The organism is Halomonas sp. BDJS001 (assembly GCF_026104355.1).
Lineage (GTDB): Bacteria > Pseudomonadota > Gammaproteobacteria > Pseudomonadales > Halomonadaceae > Vreelandella.
Genome location: NZ_CP110535.1, coordinates 2,379,794 through 2,400,740, shown reverse-complemented (window position 1 = coordinate 2,400,740; position 20,947 = coordinate 2,379,794). Strand labels below are relative to the sequence as shown.

The 20,947-nt window shown below is 54.8% G+C and carries 19 protein-coding genes; 4 read left to right on the top strand and 15 right to left on the bottom strand.

Features of this window, described 5'->3' with window-relative positions; translation table 11 throughout:
- Positions 1–45: 45 nt before the first annotated feature.
- The 4 genes from OM794_RS11015 to metH form a co-directional block, all read right to left on the bottom strand.
- Positions 46–600 carry a DUF934 domain-containing protein gene (locus OM794_RS11015; RefSeq protein ID WP_226249959.1) on the bottom strand — a complete coding sequence of 185 codons (555 nt, stop codon included), beginning with the start codon at positions 598–600 and terminating at the stop codon, positions 46–48.
- On the bottom strand, positions 593–2,245 hold the full coding sequence (locus OM794_RS11010; RefSeq protein WP_226249958.1) for a nitrite/sulfite reductase: 1,653 nt from the start codon (positions 2,243–2,245) through the stop codon (positions 593–595). The genes OM794_RS11015 and OM794_RS11010 overlap by 8 nt, the downstream gene beginning before the upstream one ends.
- Positions 2,246–2,401: 156 nt before the next feature.
- A complete protein-coding gene (locus OM794_RS11005) occupies positions 2,402–3,673 on the bottom strand; it encodes an MATE family efflux transporter (RefSeq protein ID WP_226250042.1) in 1,272 nt (423 codons plus the stop codon).
- Between the two features lie 54 nt (positions 3,674–3,727).
- A complete protein-coding gene (metH, locus tag OM794_RS11000) occupies positions 3,728–7,423 on the bottom strand; it encodes a methionine synthase (protein ID WP_226249957.1) in 3,696 nt (1,231 codons plus the stop codon).
- A 266-nt stretch (positions 7,424–7,689) separates the two neighbouring features.
- Between metH and nfuA the strand changes: the two genes are divergently transcribed.
- Entirely contained in the window at positions 7,690–8,313 is a 624-nt protein-coding gene (nfuA, locus tag OM794_RS10995) for a Fe-S biogenesis protein NfuA (RefSeq protein WP_226249956.1), read from the top strand.
- Positions 8,314–8,378: 65 nt separating this feature from the next.
- Here the strand turns inward: nfuA and OM794_RS10990 are convergent, their stop codons facing one another.
- Entirely contained in the window at positions 8,379–9,419 is a 1,041-nt protein-coding gene (locus OM794_RS10990) for a DNA-binding protein (RefSeq protein ID WP_226249955.1), read from the bottom strand.
- A 215-nt stretch (positions 9,420–9,634) separates the two neighbouring features.
- Here OM794_RS10990 and OM794_RS10985 point away from each other — a divergent pair, with 215 nt between their 5' ends.
- Positions 9,635–10,798 carry a tyrosine-type recombinase/integrase gene (locus OM794_RS10985; protein WP_226249954.1) on the top strand — a complete coding sequence of 388 codons (1,164 nt, stop codon included), beginning with the start codon at positions 9,635–9,637 and terminating at the stop codon, positions 10,796–10,798.
- A gap of 75 nt (positions 10,799–10,873) precedes the next feature.
- On the top strand, positions 10,874–11,290 hold the full coding sequence (locus OM794_RS10980) for a SufE family protein (protein WP_088701443.1): 417 nt from the start codon (positions 10,874–10,876) through the stop codon (positions 11,288–11,290).
- Between the two features lie 9 nt (positions 11,291–11,299).
- Here OM794_RS10980 and yidD read toward each other — a convergent pair whose 3' ends face one another.
- The 6 genes from yidD to OM794_RS10950 all read right to left on the bottom strand — a co-directional run bounded on the left by yidD (position 11,300) and on the right by OM794_RS10950 (position 16,022).
- On the bottom strand, positions 11,300–11,584 hold the full coding sequence (yidD, locus tag OM794_RS10975) for a membrane protein insertion efficiency factor YidD (RefSeq protein WP_226249953.1): 285 nt from the start codon (positions 11,582–11,584) through the stop codon (positions 11,300–11,302).
- Between the two features lie 71 nt (positions 11,585–11,655).
- Positions 11,656–12,126, bottom strand: a complete 471-nt coding sequence (gene hisI / locus OM794_RS10970; RefSeq protein ID WP_226249952.1) for a phosphoribosyl-AMP cyclohydrolase — start codon at positions 12,124–12,126, stop codon at positions 11,656–11,658.
- Between the two features lie 4 nt (positions 12,127–12,130).
- The gene (locus OM794_RS10965) at positions 12,131–12,577 is read right to left on the bottom strand and encodes a transcriptional repressor (protein WP_226249951.1); all 447 of its coding nucleotides are present in this window, start codon (positions 12,575–12,577) and stop codon (positions 12,131–12,133) included.
- Between the two features lie 44 nt (positions 12,578–12,621).
- Positions 12,622–13,635, bottom strand: coding sequence for an alpha-L-glutamate ligase-like protein (locus OM794_RS10960; RefSeq protein WP_211594334.1), 1,014 nt, complete (start codon positions 13,633–13,635; stop codon positions 12,622–12,624).
- Positions 13,632–15,152, bottom strand: a complete 1,521-nt coding sequence (locus OM794_RS10955; RefSeq protein WP_226249950.1) for an inactive transglutaminase family protein — start codon at positions 15,150–15,152, stop codon at positions 13,632–13,634. Before OM794_RS10955 ends, OM794_RS10960 begins: the two co-directional genes overlap by 4 nt.
- Before the next feature lie 33 nt (positions 15,153–15,185).
- On the bottom strand, positions 15,186–16,022 hold the full coding sequence (locus OM794_RS10950) for an ATP-dependent zinc protease (RefSeq protein WP_226249949.1): 837 nt from the start codon (positions 16,020–16,022) through the stop codon (positions 15,186–15,188).
- Between the two features lie 242 nt (positions 16,023–16,264).
- Here OM794_RS10950 and OM794_RS10945 point away from each other — a divergent pair, with 242 nt between their 5' ends.
- Positions 16,265–16,798 (top strand): DUF3833 domain-containing protein, encoded by a 534-nt coding sequence (locus tag OM794_RS10945; RefSeq protein ID WP_226249948.1) that lies wholly within the window; start codon positions 16,265–16,267, stop codon positions 16,796–16,798.
- Between the two features lie 73 nt (positions 16,799–16,871).
- Here the strand turns inward: OM794_RS10945 and OM794_RS10940 are convergent, their stop codons facing one another.
- The 4 genes from OM794_RS10940 to gorA form a co-directional block, all read right to left on the bottom strand.
- Positions 16,872–17,264 carry an ectoine synthase gene (locus OM794_RS10940; RefSeq protein WP_035558199.1) on the bottom strand — a complete coding sequence of 131 codons (393 nt, stop codon included), beginning with the start codon at positions 17,262–17,264 and terminating at the stop codon, positions 16,872–16,874.
- A gap of 102 nt (positions 17,265–17,366) precedes the next feature.
- Positions 17,367–18,635, bottom strand: a complete 1,269-nt coding sequence (gene ectB, locus OM794_RS10935; RefSeq protein ID WP_226249947.1) for a diaminobutyrate--2-oxoglutarate transaminase — start codon at positions 18,633–18,635, stop codon at positions 17,367–17,369.
- A gap of 106 nt (positions 18,636–18,741) precedes the next feature.
- Positions 18,742–19,320 carry a diaminobutyrate acetyltransferase gene (gene ectA / locus OM794_RS10930; protein WP_226249946.1) on the bottom strand — a complete coding sequence of 193 codons (579 nt, stop codon included), beginning with the start codon at positions 19,318–19,320 and terminating at the stop codon, positions 18,742–18,744.
- A gap of 230 nt (positions 19,321–19,550) precedes the next feature.
- The gene (gorA, locus tag OM794_RS10925) at positions 19,551–20,933 is read right to left on the bottom strand and encodes a glutathione-disulfide reductase (protein WP_226249945.1); all 1,383 of its coding nucleotides are present in this window, start codon (positions 20,931–20,933) and stop codon (positions 19,551–19,553) included.
- Positions 20,934–20,947 lie beyond the last annotated feature (14 nt).

The following is a 20,947-nucleotide window of genomic DNA, read 5'->3' as shown; positions in this document are numbered from 1 at the left end:
CAGCCGTAGCTGCCCTGTTGGGTTTGCAAACGTCACACACTGCGCTTACTTATCGGCAGCTAAGCGGCGCTCAAACAGTGCCTGTCGCTCTTCCACATCAGGCTGGTAGCGCACGCTGATAAAGCTTAGCGCACGCAGGGCGTCCTCGGGATGCTGGTCATCGCGTAGGGCCATGGCGCTGAAACCACAACGGCGCATGTAGTCCAGTTGGTCAACTAGCACGTCACCCACCGCGCGCACTTCGCCGCTATAGCCATAGCGCTCGCGCAGCAGGCGGGCGATGGTGTAGCCACGGCCATCGGTGAAGGCGGGGAAGTCGATGGCAATGGCCAACGCTTTACTCAGTTCCGCAGCAAGCTCCGGCTTGAGCTCAGTATCACTCATCAGTAGCGGCGCCAGCTCAGCGTCTTCCTGGTTAGACTGCCACAACGAAAGCGGCACGAACGCCGGGCGCTGCTCGGGTAGTGTGTCTTCATCGTAGGAGACACACCAAGCGTTCTCTGCCGCCAGCTCGCCGTTGGAGATCAGGTGATCCACATGAACCGGCGTCTGCTCAACCGCTTCAGCTTGCGTCTCGTCAGGTTTATTAGGCTTAGGCATAGACACGCTCCTTAAAGGGTTTTAAACCAATACGGCGGTAAGTATCCAAGAAGCGTTCGTCCTCATGGCGCTGTGATACATAGACTTCCAATACTTTTTCAACCACATCCGGCACGTCTGAGCGGAAAAAGGACGGGCCTAAAATCTTACCCAGCGAGGCATCGTCGGTGGAATTACCACCAATGGAGATCTGGTAGAACTCTTCGCCTTTTTTATCCACGCCCAGGATGCCGATATGGCCAACGTGGTGGTGGCCACAGGCATTCATGCAGCCGGAAATATTCAGATCCAGCGGGCCAAGGTCATAAAGGAAATCCAAGTCTTCAAACTTCTCCTGTAGCGCCTGGGCGATGGGAATCGATACCGCATTGGCCAAGCTGCAGTAGTCGCCACCAGGGCAGCAGATAATATCGTTAAGCGTGCCCACGGTGGGATTTGCCATCCCTAACGCCTCAAGCTCTTTCCACAGCGCTTCCAGCTCATCCACCGGCACATCAGAAAGCACCAGGTTCTGCTCGTGGGTCACGCGCACTTCACCAAAGCTGTAGCGGTCAGCTAAATCGGCCACAGCTTCCATCTGGTCGGCGGTAACGTCGCCCGGCGCGTGCTCACGGCGTTTCAGCGACAGCGTTACGGCTTTGTAGCCGGGCACCTTATGATCAGTCACATTGTTGGTGACAAAACGCGCAAAGCTACGGTTTTCAGCGCGCAACTTGTCAAACTCTTCCGTTGCGGAAGCGGCTACCGGGCGGCGCTCAGGCTCAGGGAAGTGGACTTTGGCTGCATCAACGGCCGCTTGATTGAGCGTTTGCGGGCCATCTTTCAAGTGCGCCCACTCTTCATCCACGCGGCGACGGAACTCTTCAATACCCAAGGCCTTAACGAGGATCTTAATACGCGCTTTAAACTTGTTATCCCGGCGACCAAACTGGTTGTATACCCGCACGCAGGCTTCAAGATAGGTCAGCAGGTGCTGCCAGGGCAGGTCTTCGCGCACCACGTCGGCAATCATCGGGGTACGGCCAAGGCCACCACCGGCCAACACTTTTACGCGCAGCTCCCCGTCACTGTTGTACCAGAGGCGCAGGCCGATATCGTGCACCTGGATGGCTGCACGATCCTGGGCCGCACCGCTAACCGCGATTTTGAACTTACGCGGCAGGTAGGCAAACTCCGGATGCAGCGTCGACCACTGGCGGATTAACTCACACCAGGGGCGTGGGTCTTCCACCTCGTCGTTGGCGATGCCGGCAAACTGGTCGCTGGTAGTGTTACGAATGCAGTTACCGCTGGTTTGAATCGCGTGCATCTGCACCTTGGCCAGATCGGCCAAAATATCCGGCACATCTTCAAGGGCAGGCCAGTTCAACTGTAGATTTTGCCGCGTAGTGAAGTGGCCGTAGCCACGGTCATAACGGCGAGTAATCTCAGCCAGTGCCCGGAGCTGACTGCCCGCCAGCATGCCGTAAGGGATCGCAATACGCAGCATGGGCGCATGGCGTTGAATATAGAGGCCATTCTGCAACCTGAGGGGGCGAAACTCTTCTTCTCCCAAACGCCCGGCGCGGTAGCGTTCCATCTGGTCACGGAACTGAGCGACACGCTCATCAACCAGGGTTTGGTCGTGAATATCATAACGGTACATGTGGCACGATCCTGCTAAAAAGCGAAATGGTCACGTTGAGACGGACGTTAGTATAGTGTCACCTTAACGCGGTCGTTATATTCTACAAAAGAATATATAATTATCTTTTTATCTCTAAAAGCTATTTAGAAGCCAGCGTATGCGTTTGGCAGCCACTTAGAAGGCTGGGGCCAGCCAGCGGCGACGCTGCCATACCCATAAAAATCCGGCTGAGTTTATCAATCGGTAAAGCAGTTGCATAAGCCAGATACCTAATAAGCCCTGATTCAAACCGATGCCTACCCACCAGGCCATGGGTAAAAAAAGCAGCCACTGCATGCCCAGGGTCAGCAGCATCACCGTGCGCTGAGCGCCCGCGCCCATTAACGCCTGAGCGAGCACGAGAGCCGCCGCATCCAGCACAATCATTACGCCGGTTAGCTGCAACGGGAGTTTACCCAGCGCTACTAGCTCACTGTTGGTAAAAAAGAGGGCGAGTACCTGCTCTGGTAAGACCAACATGGGTAGCGCAAGCACAACGAGTAACAGCCAAGCCACCCGCAGCGCATCCAGCCCCCAGCGGTGGGCTTCATACTGAGCATCCCGGCCTAACGCTTCGCCTACCAGGCTCATCGCCGCAACACCTACTCCCACTCCTGGCAAAATCAGCAGCAGTGACAAATTAATCAACACGTGGCCAACCGCGACGCTGGCCGTGCCCAGTTGGCTCAAGAGGCCAATAAGTAGCGCATAACCCGCTGCGAATAAAAACTGCTGTAAAGAGTGGGGGGCCGCAAGTGCCAGGGTAGTGCGCAGGGTAGCTATGCGTGGCAGCTGTTGCAAAAAATGGCGGAAAGAAAAGCTTTGGGTGCTCACCCAGCCCCACACCACCAAGCCAACAAACAGCGACAGCGTGGTTCCCGCACCCGCACCGCTCGCCCCCATTTGGGGTAGCCCGGCTAAACCGTAGATTAAACCAGCGCTGGCCGCTACGTTGATCAAGTGAACGGCCACGATAATACGCAAATAGAGTTGCGTTTGCTGAAGACCGTTCCAGTAACCCCGAAAGCAGAGCGTTAACGCGATAGCGATCAGTGACACCACTCGCCAGCGAAAATAGTCAACGGCGACGCTTTGAACCTCTTCGGCTTGGCTAATCAAGCCCATCAGCTGCGGCGCTTGCCACCAGGCCCAGAGTGCTAGCGGTAGACTTATCGCAAACGCAATTAACAGCCCCGAGTTAAGCGGGTGGGCGATATGCCTGTGGGCAGCCCCCATCCGCTGAGCCGTTTGTGACTGCACGCTGGAAGATAGGCCAAACACTACCGCGGTCAGCATAAACATGGTGTAACCGCCCACGCCTACCCCCGCAAGCGCTACTTCACCTAAATGCCCCACCAGCGCAGCGTCGATCAAGTTGAGCATGCTCTGTGAAAGCATGCCCAGCATGATGGGTAAGGCAAGGCGCAAGACCTTGCCATGGCGGTTTGCAAACAGCACTAATCAACTCGGGTCGTAGGAGAGCACCGGTGAGAGCCAGCGCTCCATCTCCTCCAGGGGCATCTGCTTACGCGCTGCAATGGCTTCGACCTGATCCCGGGTAATCTTGCCAGTGGAGAAGTATTTCGACTGCGGATGGGCAAAGTACCAGCCGGAAACAGCCGCTGCCGGCCACATGGCGAAGTTTTCCGTCAGCGCTAACCCCGTGTTTTCGGTGGCATCGAGCAGCCGGAACAGCGTGGCCTTTTCGGTGTGATCCGGGCAGGCGGGGTAGCCAGGGGCAGGGCGGATACCCTGGTATTTCTCTGCAATTAAGGCATCGTTGTCCAGCGTTTCTTCTGGCACGTAGCCCCAGAACTCTTTACGCACCCGCTCGTGCATGCGCTCGGCAAAGGCCTCGGCAAGACGATCCGTCAACGCCTGCACCATAATCGCATTATAGTCATCCCCGGCCGCCTCATAGGCCTTGGATAGCTCGTCAACCCCGTGGCCAGTGGTGACCGCAAAACCACCAATCCAGTCAGCTTTGCCGCTCTCTTTGGGGGCAATAAAGTCGGCAAGGCTGTAGCAGATACCGTCGCGGCCTTTGGTGGTCTGCTGACGTATATGGAAGAGGCGTTCAACGACGTCACTGCGCGACTCATCCGCATAGACCTCAATGACGTCGTCATCCACGCTGTTGGCGGGCCACAGGCCGATAACACCGCGGGCCTGAACGCGCTTTTCTTCAACCAGCTTACGCAGCATGACCTTGGCATCTTCAAACAGGTTGCGGGCGGCTTCTCCGACGACCTTGTCGTCGAGAATCTTGGGGTACTTGCCCGCTAGCTGCCAGCTCATAAAGAAGGGCGTCCAGTCGATGCGTTCGATCAGTTCTTCCAAGTCGTAGTCGTCAAAGGTTTTCAGCCCGAGCATATTGGGCTCAGCCGGTGTGTAAGCGCTCCAGTCGGTGCGGAAACGCCGCTTGCGGGCTTGGGTGTAGTCCAGATCCGCCGCTTTGGGGCGGCGCTTGGCGTTACGCTCGCGAACCTTTTCGTACTCTTCGCGAATTTCTGTGACATAGGGTGTTTTTAAAGCCGGCGTAAGCAATTTGCCCGCGACGCCAACGGCCCGGGAGGCATCGGTGACGTAAATCACCGGGTGCTCGTACTGGGGCTCGATTTTCACCGCGGTATGGGCTTTAGAGGTGGTCGCACCGCCAATCAGCAGCGGTAGATCCATGCCACGGCGCTGCATCTCTTTGGCGACGTGCACCATTTCATCCAGCGACGGGGTAATCAGGCCCGAGAGACCGATGATATCGGCGTTATGCTCTTTAGCCGCCTGGAGAATTTTATCGGCGGGCACCATCACGCCCAGGTCAATCACCTCGTAGTTATTACACTGCAAGACCACGCCAACGATATTTTTGCCGATATCGTGAACATCGCCTTTAACCGTGGCCATCACGATCTTGCCTTTGGCTTTGGTCTCTTCGCTCTTCTCGGCCTCGATATAAGGGATCAGGTAGGCCACTGCCTGCTTCATGACCCGGGCTGACTTCACCACCTGCGGCAGGAACATCTTGCCATCGCCAAACAGGTCGCCCACCACGTTCATACCGTCCATCAGCGGGCCTTCGATCACCTCAATGGGCCGCTCAGCCTGGGCGCGGGCCTCTTCGGTATCATCTTCGATATAGACGGTGATGCCTTTTACCAGGGCGTGCTCAATACGTTTGTTGACCGGCCAACTGCGCCACTCGAGATCCTCTTTTTTCGCAGCGCCGCTGCCGTCGCCTTTGTATTTATCGGCGATATCCAGCAGTCGCTCGGTGCCGTCGCTGCGGCGGTTGAGCACCACGTCTTCAACCGCTTCGCGAAGCTCGGCGGGGAGGTCGTCATACACAGCGAGCTGGCCCGCGTTGACGATACCCATGGTGAGGCCCGCACGAATGGCGTGGTAGAGAAACACCGAGTGAATCGCTTCGCGCACCGGGTTGTTGCCGCGGAACGAGAACGAGACGTTAGAGACCCCACCGGAAATCATCGCGTGGGGCAGGTTGTCGCGAATCCACTGGGTCGCTTCGATAAAGTCGACCGCGTAGTTGTTGTGCTCCTCAATACCGGTGGCGATGGCGAATATATTCGGATCGAAGATGATGTCTTCGGCGGGGAAGCCGATCTCATCCACCAGCAGGCGGTAGGCACGCTGACAAATTTCGGTTTTGCGGGCGAAGGTGTCTGCCTGCCCCTCTTCATCAAAGGCCATTACCACGATGGCAGCGCCAAAGCGGCGGCACTTGGTCGCCTGCTCGCGGAAGGCGGCTTCGCCCTCCTTGAGTGAGATAGAGTTCACTACCGCTTTGCCCTGGACACACTTCAGGCCTGCTTCGATGATCTCCCACTTGGAGGAGTCGATCATAATCGGCACCCGGGCAATATCGGGCTCACCGGCGATCAGATTAAGAAAGCGCTCCATGGCTTCCTTGGACTCGAGCATGCCCTCGTCCATATTGATATCGATGACCTGGGCGCCGTTCTCGACCTGCTCCAGAGCCACTTCCAGCGCGGTGGTAAAGTCCTCCTCCACGATCAGCCGCTTAAAGCGTGCCGAGCCGGTGACGTTAGTGCGTTCGCCGACGTTGACGAACAGCGAGTTAGCTTCAATATTAAACGGCTCAAGCCCCGACAAACGGCAGGCGCGGCTGCGTTTTGGGATGGCCCGCGGCGCCATATCGCGCACGGAATCAGCAATCGCCCGGATATGCTCAGGCGTCGAGCCACAGCAGCCACCGATAATATTGACCAGGCCGCTGGCGGCAAACTCACTGACGATCTCCGACATCTCTTCCGGCGTCTGGTCGTACTCACCAAATTCATTGGGAAGTCCTGCATTGGGGTGAGCGGAGACAAAGGTATCGGCTTTGGTAGAGAGCTCTTCCAGATAGGGGCGTAGCTCTTCCGCCCCCAACGCGCAGTTCAAGCCCACCGAGAGTGGCTGAGCGTGGCGCACCGAGTTCCAAAACGCTTCCGTGGTTTGGCCGGAGAGCGTACGGCCCGAGGCATCGGTGATCGTTCCGGAGATCATTACCGGCAAACGCTCGCCGCGAGCATCGAACAGCTCTTCCAAGGCGTAGATAGCCGCTTTGGCATTGAGTGTATCGAAGATGGTCTCGATCATGATTAGATCGGCACCGCCCGCAATCAGCGCCTCAGCGGCTTCATAGTAGTTCTCGCGCAGCTCATCAAAGGTAACGTTACGCTTGGCAGGATCATTCACATCCGGCGATAGCGACGCGGTGCGCGAGGTGGGGCCTAACACACCCGCCACATAGCGGGGCACGCCGGTTTCAGCGGCCACAGCATCGCACACTTCACGGGCCAGGCGCGCTGATTCGCGGTTAAGCTCAACCACCAGCGATTCCATACCGTAATCGGACTGTGACAGCTGGGTGCTATTAAAGGTGTTGGTCTCAATAATGTCCGCCCCGGCTTCAAGGTAGTCGCGGTGAATGCGCGCGACCACATCGGGGCAAGTGAGTGCGAGCAGATCATTATTGCCTTTGAGATCCGAAGGCCAGTCGCTGAACCGCTCGCCGCGGAAATCTTCCTCGCTCAACTGGGCGTTCTGCAGCATGGTACCCATGCCGCCGTCCAGAATCAGGATGCGTTCAGCAAGGCGTTGGGTGAGGGTTGCGATCAAAGCACTATCAGCCATGGCAGGGGGAGTTCTCCAGCGTCACAGTCGTCAAAGGGGATGTTGTTATCGTCGGAAAAAGCAGCATCTGTCGTTTAGAGGCGCATAATGATAACAAAAGGGAGGGCAAAAGGCGCCCCTGGGAAGGCTATCCCCTGCATTAGGAAAGATAATTAAAATAGCCGACTAAAACAGTCGGGATTGTGTCAGCGCGCCGTTTTGCTTACCATAGACACAAATGACATGTGAAGTGGCGCCGCCACTACCACGGGAGGAAGACAGCCCTCATGACCACGACTAGCGACAAAGAAACCCAAGTCGATACCCAAGGTATTGATATTACGGATAGCGCACAAGAGTACCTGTCAGAACTGCTGGAAAAGCAGAACGTTGAGGGTATTGCGGTACGCATCTTTATTACTCAGCCGGGCACGCCCTACGCGGAAACCTGCTTGGCTTATTGCCGTCCCGGCGAGGAAGAGCCGACCGACGTGCTGCTGGAACTCGAGAAAATCAACGTCTTTCTCGATAAAAACAGCCTGGCCTTTTTGGAAGAGGCGGTGGTGGATTTCAACGCCGACCGCATGGGTGGCCAGCTAACCATCAAAGCACCCAACGCCAAGATGCCCAAGGTCAATGCCGACAGCCCCCTGGAAGATCGCGTTAATTACGTGCTCTACAGCGAAATCAATCCAGGCTTGGCGGCCCATGGTGGCGAAATCAAGCTGGTTGAGCTCACCGAGGAGCAGTACGCCATCTTGGCCTTTGGTGGCGGTTGCCAAGGCTGTGCCGCGGTTGATTTAACGCTGAAGGATGGTGTTGAGAAAACCCTAATGGAGCGCATTCCCGAGCTTGCGGGTATTCGCGACGTGACGGATCATACAGATACCACTAACGCCTACTACCGCTAAATAAGCGATGGTCAGACTCAAAAGCCCAGCTTGTAGCGCTGGGCTTTTTTACGTCTCCAGATTGATTACTGGTTTGGCTCACTGTTCTGTTTTGAAAGCGCATCCGGCAGCGCCGTCAGCTGTGTTTGCAGCGCCTCCATGCGGCTCCAGAGCTTCTCTTGCCACGCTTGCTGCAGTGCGGTTTCGCGCTCTGCATGCTGTTGGGCCTGACTGTTTAGCGCTGCTTTTGCCTCATCCAGCTGCTGAGTTAGCGTTTTTTGCTGCTTCTCCAGCGATGTAATTTGCTGAGCCTGCTCACCAAGCTGTTGTTCGCGCTCGCTGGCTTCCATCTGTAGCTCATGCAGGGCCTGCTGCTTAGTCTTGAGCTCCTGGCTCAATGTCTCAATGCGCTGCTCAGAGTGCTGCAGACGTTTTTGGAAATTCTTCTCCTCCTGGGCGCGCGCCTGCTGAGCGCTGTCCAGCATCGCCATCAGCCTTCCTTCGGCTGCCTCATGGCGCTGCTCTTCCTGTGCTAGCCGCTGCTCCCACGCTACCTTCTGCTCGTTGAGGGCGTTGCTATGTGCCTTACGTTGTTCGCCTGCCTGGCTTTCTAACTGCTGCTGTACCTGCTTCAGCTGAGTTACTTCTTCTTGCGCTGCTTCGGCCTGCTGATGCCAGTGATGCTCGCTGGTTTGGCTAGCGGCCAATTCCCGGTTTAACGCTTCCATGCGCTGCTCCACATGGCGCAAGTGCTCGGCGAGGGCGCTTTCGCGCTGTTCGGCGTTAGCTGCCTGCTGTTTAGCCTCCTCTGCGAGCTGCTGAGCGTCGGCCACCTGACGATTGGCATCTTCGCGATAGTGGAGCAGCGCTTGATTCGCTACCTCTTGGGCCTCGCGCCAAAGCTCCCCAGCCATAGTCACCACCACTTCCGGCACACCTTTGGGCGGCGGCACGTCACGGTTCTGCTCCCGCTCGCTGCGCCACTGGCGAAAGTGATCACTAATCGTCGTGAAGCTGCCAGTGCCCAGCACATCGCGAATGCGCTGCACGCTGGGCGTGTCGCCCCGGGCCAACAGGGCATCAATGGCTTGTTGAACATCGCTGTACTGAATGCCGTTGCGGGCCATGTAGTGATCCTTCCTTGAGCGCTTTTGTAACCGCCATTGTCGTGGCTTATCGTTCGAAAGGCAATAATTACGTATTATGTAATACGTAAATTTATTTACAATAATAGCTATAAATTCAAGATTACTCGTATTATCTTGAATTTATGCGGTTGCATGGGCACACTGCAGGCCTGAGTAAGCAGAAAACGACTAATGGGAAGAGAGTAGTGGCGGGTATGGCAAACGTAGTTATTACACCCACTGACCAACTGCAGGCTTTAAAAGCGTCGCCAAGTGGCGGGCGTATTAGCGCCCAAAACGATGCCCAGGCAGTAACCGCTTGGCTTGAGGAGTACGTGGATAGCCCGCAAACCTGGAAAGCGTACCGCCGTGAGGCGGAGCGGCTGCTGCTCTGGCTCACCAGCCAAGGGCACACGTTGGCCGATATCAACCGCGAACACCTGCGCCGCTTTGAAGCCTTTCTTGCCGACCCACAACCAAGCGAGCAGTGGGTAGGGCCCTCCAAGCCCCGCACGCATCCGTTATGGCGGCCATTTCGTGGAGGTTTGTCGCCCGCCAGCCGTCGTCAAAGCCTTGTCATACTGCAAGGAATGTTTGCCTGGCTAGTAGAAGCAGGCTGGGTTAATCACAATCCGTTTCGTTTGATGCGCGACAAATCCCGCCGCCTGAATAATCAAACGCCGCGGATTGAGCGCTACCTGGAGAGTGGCCTTTGGGCATGGCTATGGCAGTGGCTGAATAGACCGTTAGCCATGGAGGAGGGTAGCCGCGCCCATTTCGAGCAGGCGAGGCGGCGCTTTATTTTTGGCTTTGCCTATCTATTGGCACCACGGATCAGCGAGATGGCCGATGCGCGCATGGGGGATTTTCAGCGCAACGAAGGGCGCTGGTGGTGGTATGTGGTGGGTAAGGGCAGCAAGATAGCGCGCATTCCGCTGCCTGACGATATGTTTGACTGCCTGCGTCAGTGGCGTCAAGCGCTGGGCTTGCCTGACACTCCCAGCCAGCTGGAAGCGGAGACGCCGGTGTTGCGTACACTGGATGGCCAACGCGGCCTGGGCCATAATCAGCTTTATCGGCTTATTCGCACTACGTTTCAGCAGGCGGCGCAAGCACTTGAAGCTGACGGCGGCACACCGGAACATATTGCCGCGCTTAACCAGGCAACCCCACACTGGCTTCGACATACCTCAATCACCCATCAGGCTCAATCGGGCATTAGTCTGCGCCATCTAGCCGAAAGCGCTCGTCACGCACGCCTGGATACCACCTCACGCTATCTTCACACCGAAGACAACGAGTGGCATCGCGAGCAGCAGCGCCATCGATTGACAGTTTCAGGACACAACCTCCCTCAAGACTCCTTCGAGCCGTTATAATGGCCCCAATGAGAACCCTATGACTCAAAGTGTCAGTCGCCACTACAAGCCAATTCCAATAGAGAAGGAAATAGCATGAGCACTTCCGGCGCCGAACAGGCCCAGCAAGAGCTGATCGAAGATTTCGAGATATTCGATAACTGGATGGATCGTTACCAGTACATTATCGATATGGGTAAGCAACTGCCTGATTTTCCCGAAGAGTGGAAGATCGAAGAGTTTAAAATCCAGGGCTGTCAGTCAAACGTATGGATGCGCCATGAGGAGGAGGGCGACAAGCTGGTGTTCAAGGCAACCTCTGATGCTGCCATCGTCTCCGGCCTGATTGCTGTATTGCTACGCATATACAGCGAACGTACCGCGGCTGAAATTCGTGCTACCGAGCCGCACTTTTTGACAGACTTGGGATTGGATAAACACCTTTCACCAACGCGTAGCAACGGCTTGCATGCCATGCTGGAGAAAATCTACGCGGTAGCGCAGCAGAAATAGGTAAACAAGCTAGCGAGGGTGATGATCACAGCAAGAGGGCGACGATTCCTTTTCATCATCCTCGCGGCAAAGCTGTTCGCTGCGGCCGCCGGGCACCGGATCCATACCACCGGGGTTGCCTGGGTGGCACTTAACGATCCGCTTAACGGCCATCCAGCCACCCGTTATTGGCCCATGCACCTGAATCGCCTCAATGGTGTAAGACGAACAGCTTGGCCAGAAGCGGCAGCGCGGGCCTAGAAGGGGGCTAAGGGTATATTGATAGGCTCTTACGCAGCCAATCATCACTTTCATCAATAGCCACCGCGGGCCTGAGCGCAGGGCAGCTATGATTCGCGTCTTGGCTGAGTGTGGCATAACGGGAACTAGGCTTTTTTGCCGTACAGTTCGTCGGGGTCGATCAGCGGCGCACTGGTGATCGACGCCTGCTCTTGATCCACGGCAATATAGAAACAGCTGCGCCGACCAGTGTGGCAAGCCGGGCCCGTTTGATCAACCTGCAACAGTAGCGTATCGCCATCGCAATCAAGCGCGGCAGAGACAAGCTGCTGCTGCTGCCCTGAGGACTCCCCCTTACGCCATAACTTCTTGCGCGAGCGCGAATAGTAGCAAACACGCTGGGTGGTTAACGTCTCTTCCAGCGCCTCACGGTTCATCCAGGCCATCATGAGCACTTCCTGCGTATCGTGCTGCTGAGCAATGGCAGGGAGCAGACCCTCGGTATTAAAGCGAACTGCTGCAAGCAGGGTGCTCGCAGCGGGTAGAGAATCTTCGGGGGTGGCGCGCTCTAGCTGCTTAAACAGCAAGTCCGGCGCGATGTGATCAAAACGGGACATACATTTACTCGCTAGCTGTTCGACAATCCTGGCAGAGCCCTTGGAGCTCAATGGTTTGGCGCTCAACATTAAAGCCTCGGCTTTTGGCCAGTGCTGCCAGTTGCTCGCTGATTTCGTCCAAATGCAGCTCTTCCACATAGCCGCAGTGACGGCAAATAAGCAGTTGAAAACCATGTGCATGCTCCGGGCAGGCGCAGGCCACATAGGCGTTCTGCGACTCAATGCGATGCACCAAGCCTTGATCAATCAAGAACTCCAGCGCCCGATATACCGTCGGGGGGCGGGCGGCCGCATGCTCGGTAGAGAGCTTGTCGAGTAAGTCATAGGCTTTTAGCCCACCGCCATTTTCAGCGATCATCTCAAGTACGCGTCGGCGAATAGGAGTGAAACGAACGCCGCGGATATGGCACTGAGACTCCGCCTGCTGTAGTAGTGTACTCGCTTGGGTCATGGGCAACTCGTTGAACGTTGTTAGCCTAGGCACTCGTTAGTAGTCTACGCGCCGGTGGAGGAGGTGTCAGAGTTTTCTACCGATTCGCTGTCCACCAGCTCACTTTGTCGCGCAAAATGGTGCTGGGCAAACGCCACACGCTGTTTGGCGGGCACACCATCGGGTTGGCGCTCAATAAGATCAAGCCGGCGACGTAAACCTTCACCATTGGTCATTTGAATAGCCAAGCCAGGCCTTGCATTGAGTTCAAGCAACATCGGGCCATGCTTGCGATCCAGCACCATATCGGTGCCCAGATAACCGAGCCCGGTCATTTCATAACAGCCTGCGGCCAAGTTAAGCAGCGTTTCCCATTGGGGCACGACCAGGCTTGCCAGATCATGCCCCGTGTCGGGATGGCTAAAACAAGGACGGTCAAACTGCACGGCGCGCAAAGCAGCCCCGGTAGCGATGTTCAAGCCAACGCCTACCGCACCCTGGTGCAGGTTGGCCTTGCCATCGGACGCCGCGGTGGAAAGACGCATCATGGCCATAACAGGGTAACCCTTGAAGACAATAACCCGAATATCGGGAACCCCTTCATAGGTGTAATCCATCAGGCTTTCATCGAAATTAATCAGCGTTTCAATCACCGCCACATCGGGGGAGCCACCCAACGAGTAGAGCCCCGATAGAATATTCGACACGTGCCGCTCGATATCGGTAAGAGAGAGCTGGGCACCGCTGGGCTTGATAAAGACGTTATCTTCGACCTTTTCAATCACCAGAATGCCTTTACCGCCGCTTCCCTTGGCAGGCTTGATAACGAAACCAGCATGGCCTGTTAGCATTTCGCCAATGTGTTTGACGCCGAACTGGGTGGTCACGGTACCAATCAGTTCCGGTGAGGTAATCCCGTACTGTTGGGCCAGCAATTTGGTTTTAAGCTTGTCATCCACCAGAGGGTAAAGCCGACGGCTGTTATATCGCCCAATATAGCGAATATTGCGCCGATTCATGCCGATGATGCCTTTATCCCGCAAGCGCGTGGGCCACGTCCAGTTTTTCAGCCAGCTCATGAGGGCTTCTCATCATCAGTGATGGGCTTGAAACGGCGCAGCTCCAGTAAGCGATAGCCCGTATAGTTGCCCAGCAGCAAAATCAGCGCCATCAATATCAGCTGTACGCCCAGGAAGTTGAACGTAATGTGGCGCACCCAGGGGTTATTCATTGCCAGGTAGGCAAGGATCGCCGTAATCAAACTGCCGCCCCCCTGGATTAACACCTGCTTAGGGCCTTCCTCTTCCCATAGAATCGACATCCGCTCGATGGTCCAGGCCAGGATAATCATCGGGAAGAAGGTGATCGTTAAGCCAGCACTGAGCCCCATGCGGTAAGCCAATACGGTGAAGATCGAGATAATCGCGATCACCGTTATAATCACCGCCGAGACCCTGGCTACCAGTAATAAATTCAAGTATGAGAGGTAGTTACGAATAATCAGACCGATGGCAACGATAAGCAGGAAACCAATCAAGCCCGTGGGCAGACTCGTTTGAATGAAGGCGAGGGCGATCAACACCGGCATAAAGGTACCGGACGTTTTGATGCCCACCAGTACACGCAAAAACACCACCATTAACGCGCCGATCGGAATCAGCAAAATCGTCTGGAACAGCGCTTGCTCTTCCAGTGGCAGGCTATGAATGGAGAAATTCAGCAGCGAATCTTCAGAGTAATGGTTGCGCACCGCCGCAGAAGCCGGCTGATCATGGGTCATCATGGAGAACGTAACCCGGGAATTGGTGCCGCCCTGAACTTCCAGCACGGCTCGCCCACCGGTTTCCCACAGCAATAAATTGTCCGGCTTGCCTTGTTCACCCGTCAGCGGATGGAAAATTGCCCACTCTTCACCAGACTCATCAAACACCTGAATCCAACTGCTCAGGGTTTGGCGTCGGCGTCCATCTTCCAGCAGTAGGCCACTTATTTCCCGGGCTTGAACTCCAGCCTGGTTGAGTAGACGCACCACCAGCGCTGCCGGGTTTTCTTGTGATAGAAGAAGCCGTGCGTTTTCTTCCTGACGTTCACCATTAATATCGCGAATCAGTTCACGAGCGAAGGTGGCATTATTGGCGCTACGTGCCCAAGCCTGATCAATGAGCTGGCTGGCCGCTGTGTCGTAGGGTGTTTCCCATGGCGTGATAGTAACTTCAGGCGGTGTTTGTATCGGCGAGCGGGCATCATCCGACACCAGCATTTGAACCGAGTAGTAGAGTGTCTGGCTACCCGCTGCTTCACGAATAGTCCAGCGAGCGGTGCGACCTAACTCATCCGCTTGGTAAGCAAGCCCATAACCCGACGAAGCTGTGTTCTCTGTCAGTACACGGTAGCCTGCCTGATGAGAAGGCAAGGCCAAGTCAACCTGGACAGGGCCTCCTTGAGCATTGAAATTAATGCTCGCCTCAATCTCCCACACCTGACGCTGCTCTCCGGGCAGCCAGGGGATCTCAAACTGCACGTGGCGTTGTACGCTGGTCGCGATGCCCACGACCATCAGCAGGCCGACAATAATATAGAACATTAACCGTGACATGGAGATTCCTTTCCTCGTGAAGCGCTAGAGCAGTTACTCTTCGCTATCGTCTTCGTCAGCTGCTTCATCTTCAGCAGCTTGCTCAGCTGGTTCGCCACCAGGAAATTCGGGGCGGTCATGCAAATAGGTGTCGGCTACATCAATGACTGCGATATCCATCAAAAAGCGCCGTCCTAACAGCACCGGGTAATCCAGGTGAGAGCGGTCATTGAGGGTGAACTCGACATTTTCACGAATCGGCCCTAAGGTCATTAATAGTGAGATGACCGGACGTGACTCTTCACCCGAGGCTTGAACAATACGTACTCGGCGTACGACAGGTGCTTCGATCCACTCATCGCGCTGAGACTCAACGGCCACGTCATCTTCGTTCAGCGCCAACTTGAAGCGCACCCAGTTTTCACCATCACGTTCGAAACGGGTGATCTCTTCAGCAGACAGGGATGACGTATTGGCGCCAGAGTCGACGCGTGCTTTAAGGTAGGTACCCAGGCTTGGCAAACCTACCCATTCACTGCGACCCACCAAGGTTTTAGTGGTTAAACTCTCGTCAATTTCACACTCTTCGCGAATGATGACAGGCTCTTCACCACGGGCTTCTAACTGCTGTACATCTTGGCGAAGGTAGCGAAGCAAACTGCCCACTTCACGCATATCGGCAGTCAGTGATTGCTGCTGATCAAGCTGGCGTTCCTGCAGCTGAGTGTGAGTATCGCATTGCTGCACCAACTGGCTTTCTAATTCCAAGATACGAGAGTTGAACGAGGCTTCGCTTAAAGGGGGAGGTTGATTCGTTTCCGGCTGGGTTGCTGCACAGCCAGCCATCGAAAGCGACAAGCCAGCTACAAGCCACAAAACACCTGGGCGCATAACGAGAGATATCCTTGGACAATAGGTTGGGGAATGATAAGGAGATGGGAGACTAGTGTCCAACGCCATCACAGCTTTTCGGGCACCTATTTTACAGATGCTTAGCTTACTCTATTTAACATAATATATATTAAGCGAACCCTAGGAGGTCTAGTAGTAGTCACGGCCGTCTTGGTGCTCTATGCTAGCAAAATACTGAACATACATTGTACAAAAATCCATTTTCATATAGGAAATGACTCATGACCCGCTCCCTGCGTATTGGCGCTCTCTTCACACTGCTCTTCATGTTAGCTGGCTGTGCCGGTGTTGATATTGAAGAGTACGCTGATTCTGAACCCCGCCTGGATATTGCCGAATACTTTGCGGGTACCACTCGTGCCTGGGGCATGGTGCAGGATTACTCCGGCGAGGTACAGCGGCGTTTCACCGTGGATATCCAAGGCACCTACGAAGATGGCACCCTGACACTGGATGAGTCTTTCGTATTTTCAGACGGTGAAACCGATCGACGCGTTTGGACTTTTAAGCGAGTCGATGAGCACCGTTGGATTGGCACTGCCAACGACGTTGATGGCCAAGTGGAAGCACGTCAATACGGTCATGCCTTTCACATGCGCTACCCGTTAGAGATTGAGATTAGTGGCCGCATGATCTTATTTAACATGGATGACTGGATGTACCTTCAGCCGGATGGTCGCTTGATCAATCGAACCGCCATGCGCAAATTTGGCGTCACGTTAGGCGAAATCACGCTGGTTTTTGAGCAGCGCTAAGCGACGGTTAAACCGATAAAAAAAGCAGCCTGCTCTATTAGCAGGCTGCCTCTCTGACTCTTCGCTAGCAGGACTATTCTGGCGCTGCGTAGGAGCCATCTTCCTGGTGAACTTCATTACCCGTAATCGGCGGAGTAAAGACGCACGCCACGGTCATGCCCTTCTCCTTGCCGCGAAGCAGGTGTTCATCATGCTGGTCAAGTAGATAGATATCGCCTGCTTTGATCGGCCAGATTTTGCCGTCAGCCAGGGTTTCAACTTCGCCTTCACCTTCATAGCAAAACACTGCTTCGTAGTGATTTTTATAGTGAATATGCGTCTCTGTGCCTGGAAAAATGCGGGTAATATGGAACGAAAAACCAGCATTATCGTTGGCCAGAACAAGGCGCGTACTATCCCAGTTACCATTTTCAGCGGTCACCAGGCGCTCTGTTTTACGCGCTTCTTCAAGATTACGAACGATCATAGGAGTACTCCGTTGCAAAACGACTGGCGACTACCAGCCGTTATATCCCTATCTAAAAAGACATCTAAAAACTGCGCGCGACTACTTCAGCGTAACGCCAAATTATTCGCTAGCAACAGCTTTAACGCACGTTTCGAGAATATCCAAGCCTTCCAGCAGGTCTTCATCGCTAATGGTTAACGGACACAGACATTTCACCACTTCGCCGTCCTGGCCGCTGGTCTCAATCACCAGACCGTGTTCGAAGGCTTTGCTGGTAATTTTATCGGCAATATCACCCGATACGACGTCAATACCACGCATCAAACCACGACCACGCTCACTGGCAGGCATGCCGTGCTCCGTTAAGTGCGCCGCTAGCTTTTGGAAGCGCTCTTCTACAATACGCCCTTTACGCTGAACATCGCGCTCAAAAGTGTCATTCGTCCAATATTTTTTCAACGCTGCGGTGGCGGTCACCATCGCCAAACTGAAACCACGGAAAGTGCCGTTATACTGACCTGGTTTCCATTTATCCAGTTCTGGGCGCATCAGCACATGCGCAAAAGGCAAGCCAAAGCCAGAGAGCGATTTCGAGTTGGTTATAATGTCAGGCGTAATACCCGCATGCTCAAAACTGAAGAATTTACCTGTACGCCCACAGCCAGCCTGAATATCGTCAATAATCAGCAGAATATCGTGGGCACGGCAGATGCCTTCAAGACGCTTCAACCACTCCAGGCCTGCCACGTTAATACCACCCTCGCCTTGCACGGTTTCGATAATGACACCCGCGGGGATATCCAGGCCGCCAGATTTATCGCTGAGCAGTTTTTCAAAATAGTCCAGGGTATCGGTGTGCTCGCCCATGTAGCCATCGTAAGGCAGGAAGCTAGCACCCTGAGTAGGTATGCCCCCGGTGGCTTCACGGAATTTACGGTTACCTGTTGTAGCCAAAGCACCCATGGTGACACCATGAAAACCATTGGTGAAGGTGACAATATTGTGGCGGCCTTTAGCCACCCGAGCCAGTCGGATAGCGGCTTCTACCGCATTGGTACCGGTTGGGCCAGGCAGATGCACTTTGTAGTCGAGTCCGCGTGGCTTGAAAATAACGTTTTCAAGCGTTTCCAGATAATCACGCTTGGCATTGGTCCACATATCCAAGCCGTGAACCACTCCATCAGTCGACAGGTAATCAATCATCGCCTGCTTCATGTGCGGGTTATTGTGGCCGTAGTTAAGCGTGCCCGCGCCGGCGAGGAAATCAATATACTCACGGCCGTTCTCATCCGTTAAGCGCGCATTTTGCGCTTTGGTAAACACCACCGGGAAGGAACGAGAATAAGTACGTACATTGGATTCCATGCGTTCAAGCGTCTGGGTCTGCATTAGCGACCTCCTTGGTTGATCATTTTGACTTAAGGCATTACTTGCCCGAAGCAACATGAGCGGGAAAACAGGTAGTCCTATACGCAATATCTAGCAAAACAGCGTATTAGATGCGGTCTGTTTGGAACGGGCCAATACGAACCAGGTTTTCCGGGTCATGCTCTCCTCCGAGCTGTTCGGTAGAGAAGTATTCGCGGCTGTTGAGTGGCGCATGCCAGCGCGTAGCCAAGCGACGAAACAAGCCCCAAGAGGCAAGATTGTCGGGGGTGATGGTGGTTTCAAGGTGATGCACATCGTCAAGCTCGGGGCGTGACATAATTGCTTCGACCAAGCGCCGGGCCAGGCCGGTGCCTCGCGCTTTTTCACCGACAGCCACTTGCCATAGAAAGTAGGTGTCGGGAGCATTGTCCTTAACATAGCCAGACACAAAACCAACGATCTCACCCTCTTCGTTGGTGGCGACTGCACAGGTATCACGAAACTGAGTCGCCAGCAGCAGGTAGGCATAGGCTGAATTCACATCCAACGGTGGGCAGGCTTTAACCAGCTCGTAAACCCCCCAGCCATCATCCGCATTGGGTTTACGAATAAATAGCGGTGTCTCTACATGACCTACAACAGCATCGGCCACCGTTGGCCTAGCCAAGTCAGCAGAGGGGGTAAAAGGTTGTATCGGCGTACTCATAGTTATGCTTCGCTGTAGCGAATTTGATGATCATTATAACAGCTGATTATGAGCAATTCAAAAACCATATTATTCTTCACCGCGCTTTCCATAATTTTTTGTTATATCTTCCCATTGTAGCCATCCGATAACGCCATGATTACCTTACGGCTATGCTTTAGACTTTTAGAGTAGTACACAGGCCAAAAAAAGGCGCGCCAATCGGCACGCCTTTTTGTATGAACTAACTATTATCTGCGAGTGAGCGTACGCAAGGTAACGAACTCCTCGGCGCCTGTAGGATGGATTCCTACAGTGCGGTCAAAGTCCTGCTTGGTAAGCCCAGCCCTTACTGCAATGGCAATACCCTGAATGATTTCACCCGCATCATCCCCCACCATATGAGCCCCCACCACTACATCAGTGGCATCGTCCACGATCAGCTTCATTAAGGTGCGCTCTTGACTGCCCGATAGCGTGTGCTTCATGGCACGAAAATCGGTGCTATAGACGCGAATATTGGCAAATTTTTCTCGTGCAGCCTCCTCAGACAGCCCCACGGTGCCGATGTTGGGGTGGCAAAAAACGGCGGTAGGAATCGTGGTGTAGTCCAACGGTTTGGGAGCCGTATCGGCAAAGTGGACGTCCACAAGTTGCATGGCCTCTGCCAGCGCGACCGGCGTCAATTCTTGCCCAGCCGTCAGGTCGCCTAGCGCCAATATTGACGGCAGCGCTGTTTCAAACCGTTCGTTAACGGGGATTTTACCCGCGTCATCCAAGCCCAATCCCAACGCTTCAAGCCCTAGGTCGCGGATATTGGCTTTCCGCCCCGTGGCCGCGAGAACGACGTCCACCTCAAGCACATCGCCGTTGGTAAGATGCACATTGTAGGCATCTTGGCCGGGCTCAATACGCTCAATATTAGTGTTGAAGTGAAGATTGACCCCCTTTCTCTCCATTTCAGCGCGGGTGAACTCACGTACCTGTTGGTCAAAGCCTTTCAAAAACAGTTCACCGCGGTAGATAAGGTGCGTCTCGCTGCCCAGTCCATTAAAGATGCTGGAGAACTCCACCGCAATATAGCCACCGCCCAGTGCTAAAAAGCGTTTGGGGAAGGTATCCAGATCAAAAATCTGATTGGAGTCCAGGGCGTATTCACTCCCTGGAAAATCGGGCACCCATGGCCATCCACCGGTCGCGAGGAGAATTTTGCGCGCGCTCACTGACACGTCACCATGCTCGCCACTTAGCGTTACTATGTGTGCATCGGCCAAGCGTGCTCGCGCGTTAAACAGCGTGACCCCAGCCCCCTCCAGCATGCGCTGATAAATTCCATTGAGGCGTTTGATTTCACTAATTTTGTTGTCACGCAATGTAGCCCAATCAAAACGCGCAGGGCCGGGTAGCTGCCAACCAAAGCCTGCCGCATCGTCAAAACTGTCATGAAAATGGGCAGCGTAGGAGTAGAGTTTTTTGGGTACACAACCCACATTGACGCAGGTGCCCCCCAGATAGCGATCTTCGGCAATCGCCACCTTGGCCCCGGTAGCGGCTGCCATGCGCGCAGCACGCACACCACCAGAGCCTGCGCCGATCACCAGAAGGTCATATTCGTATTCTGAAACGTCTGTCATGCTTTGCTCCCGGG

What these genes read in the sequence shown, in the direction of transcription:
- ectA (WP_226249946.1), bottom strand. Translation starts at nt 19,320, where the DNA reads ATGAGTACGCCGATACAACCTTTTACCCCCTCTGCTGACTTGGCTAGG.
- OM794_RS11005 (WP_226250042.1), bottom strand. Translation starts at nt 3,673, where the DNA reads ATGCTGGGCATGCTTTCACAGAGCATGCTCAACTTGATCGACGCTGCG.
- OM794_RS10945 (WP_226249948.1), top strand. Translation starts at nt 16,265, where the DNA reads ATGACCCGCTCCCTGCGTATTGGCGCTCTCTTCACACTGCTCTTCATG.
- OM794_RS10985 (WP_226249954.1), top strand. Translation starts at nt 9,635, where the DNA reads ATGGCAAACGTAGTTATTACACCCACTGACCAACTGCAGGCTTTAAAA.
- OM794_RS10965 (WP_226249951.1), bottom strand. Translation starts at nt 12,577, where the DNA reads ATGACCCAAGCGAGTACACTACTACAGCAGGCGGAGTCTCAGTGCCAT.
- gorA (WP_226249945.1), bottom strand. Translation starts at nt 20,933, where the DNA reads ATGACAGACGTTTCAGAATACGAATATGACCTTCTGGTGATCGGCGCA.
- OM794_RS10955 (WP_226249950.1), bottom strand. Translation starts at nt 15,152, where the DNA reads ATGTCACGGTTAATGTTCTATATTATTGTCGGCCTGCTGATGGTCGTG.
- OM794_RS10990 (WP_226249955.1), bottom strand. Translation starts at nt 9,419, where the DNA reads ATGGCCCGCAACGGCATTCAGTACAGCGATGTTCAACAAGCCATTGAT.
- OM794_RS10950 (WP_226249949.1), bottom strand. Translation starts at nt 16,022, where the DNA reads ATGCGCCCAGGTGTTTTGTGGCTTGTAGCTGGCTTGTCGCTTTCGATG.
- OM794_RS10960 (WP_211594334.1), bottom strand. Translation starts at nt 13,635, where the DNA reads ATGAGCTGGCTGAAAAACTGGACGTGGCCCACGCGCTTGCGGGATAAA.
- nfuA (WP_226249956.1), top strand. Translation starts at nt 7,690, where the DNA reads ATGACCACGACTAGCGACAAAGAAACCCAAGTCGATACCCAAGGTATT.
- metH (WP_226249957.1), bottom strand. Translation starts at nt 7,423, where the DNA reads ATGGCTGATAGTGCTTTGATCGCAACCCTCACCCAACGCCTTGCTGAA.
- ectB (WP_226249947.1), bottom strand. Translation starts at nt 18,635, where the DNA reads ATGCAGACCCAGACGCTTGAACGCATGGAATCCAATGTACGTACTTAT.
- hisI (WP_226249952.1), bottom strand. Translation starts at nt 12,126, where the DNA reads ATGTCCCGTTTTGATCACATCGCGCCGGACTTGCTGTTTAAGCAGCTA.
- OM794_RS11015 (WP_226249959.1), bottom strand. Translation starts at nt 600, where the DNA reads ATGCCTAAGCCTAATAAACCTGACGAGACGCAAGCTGAAGCGGTTGAG.
- OM794_RS11010 (WP_226249958.1), bottom strand. Translation starts at nt 2,245, where the DNA reads ATGTACCGTTATGATATTCACGACCAAACCCTGGTTGATGAGCGTGTC.
- yidD (WP_226249953.1), bottom strand. Translation starts at nt 11,584, where the DNA reads ATGAAAGTGATGATTGGCTGCGTAAGAGCCTATCAATATACCCTTAGC.
- OM794_RS10940 (WP_035558199.1), bottom strand. Translation starts at nt 17,264, where the DNA reads ATGATCGTTCGTAATCTTGAAGAAGCGCGTAAAACAGAGCGCCTGGTG.
- OM794_RS10980 (WP_088701443.1), top strand. Translation starts at nt 10,874, where the DNA reads ATGAGCACTTCCGGCGCCGAACAGGCCCAGCAAGAGCTGATCGAAGAT.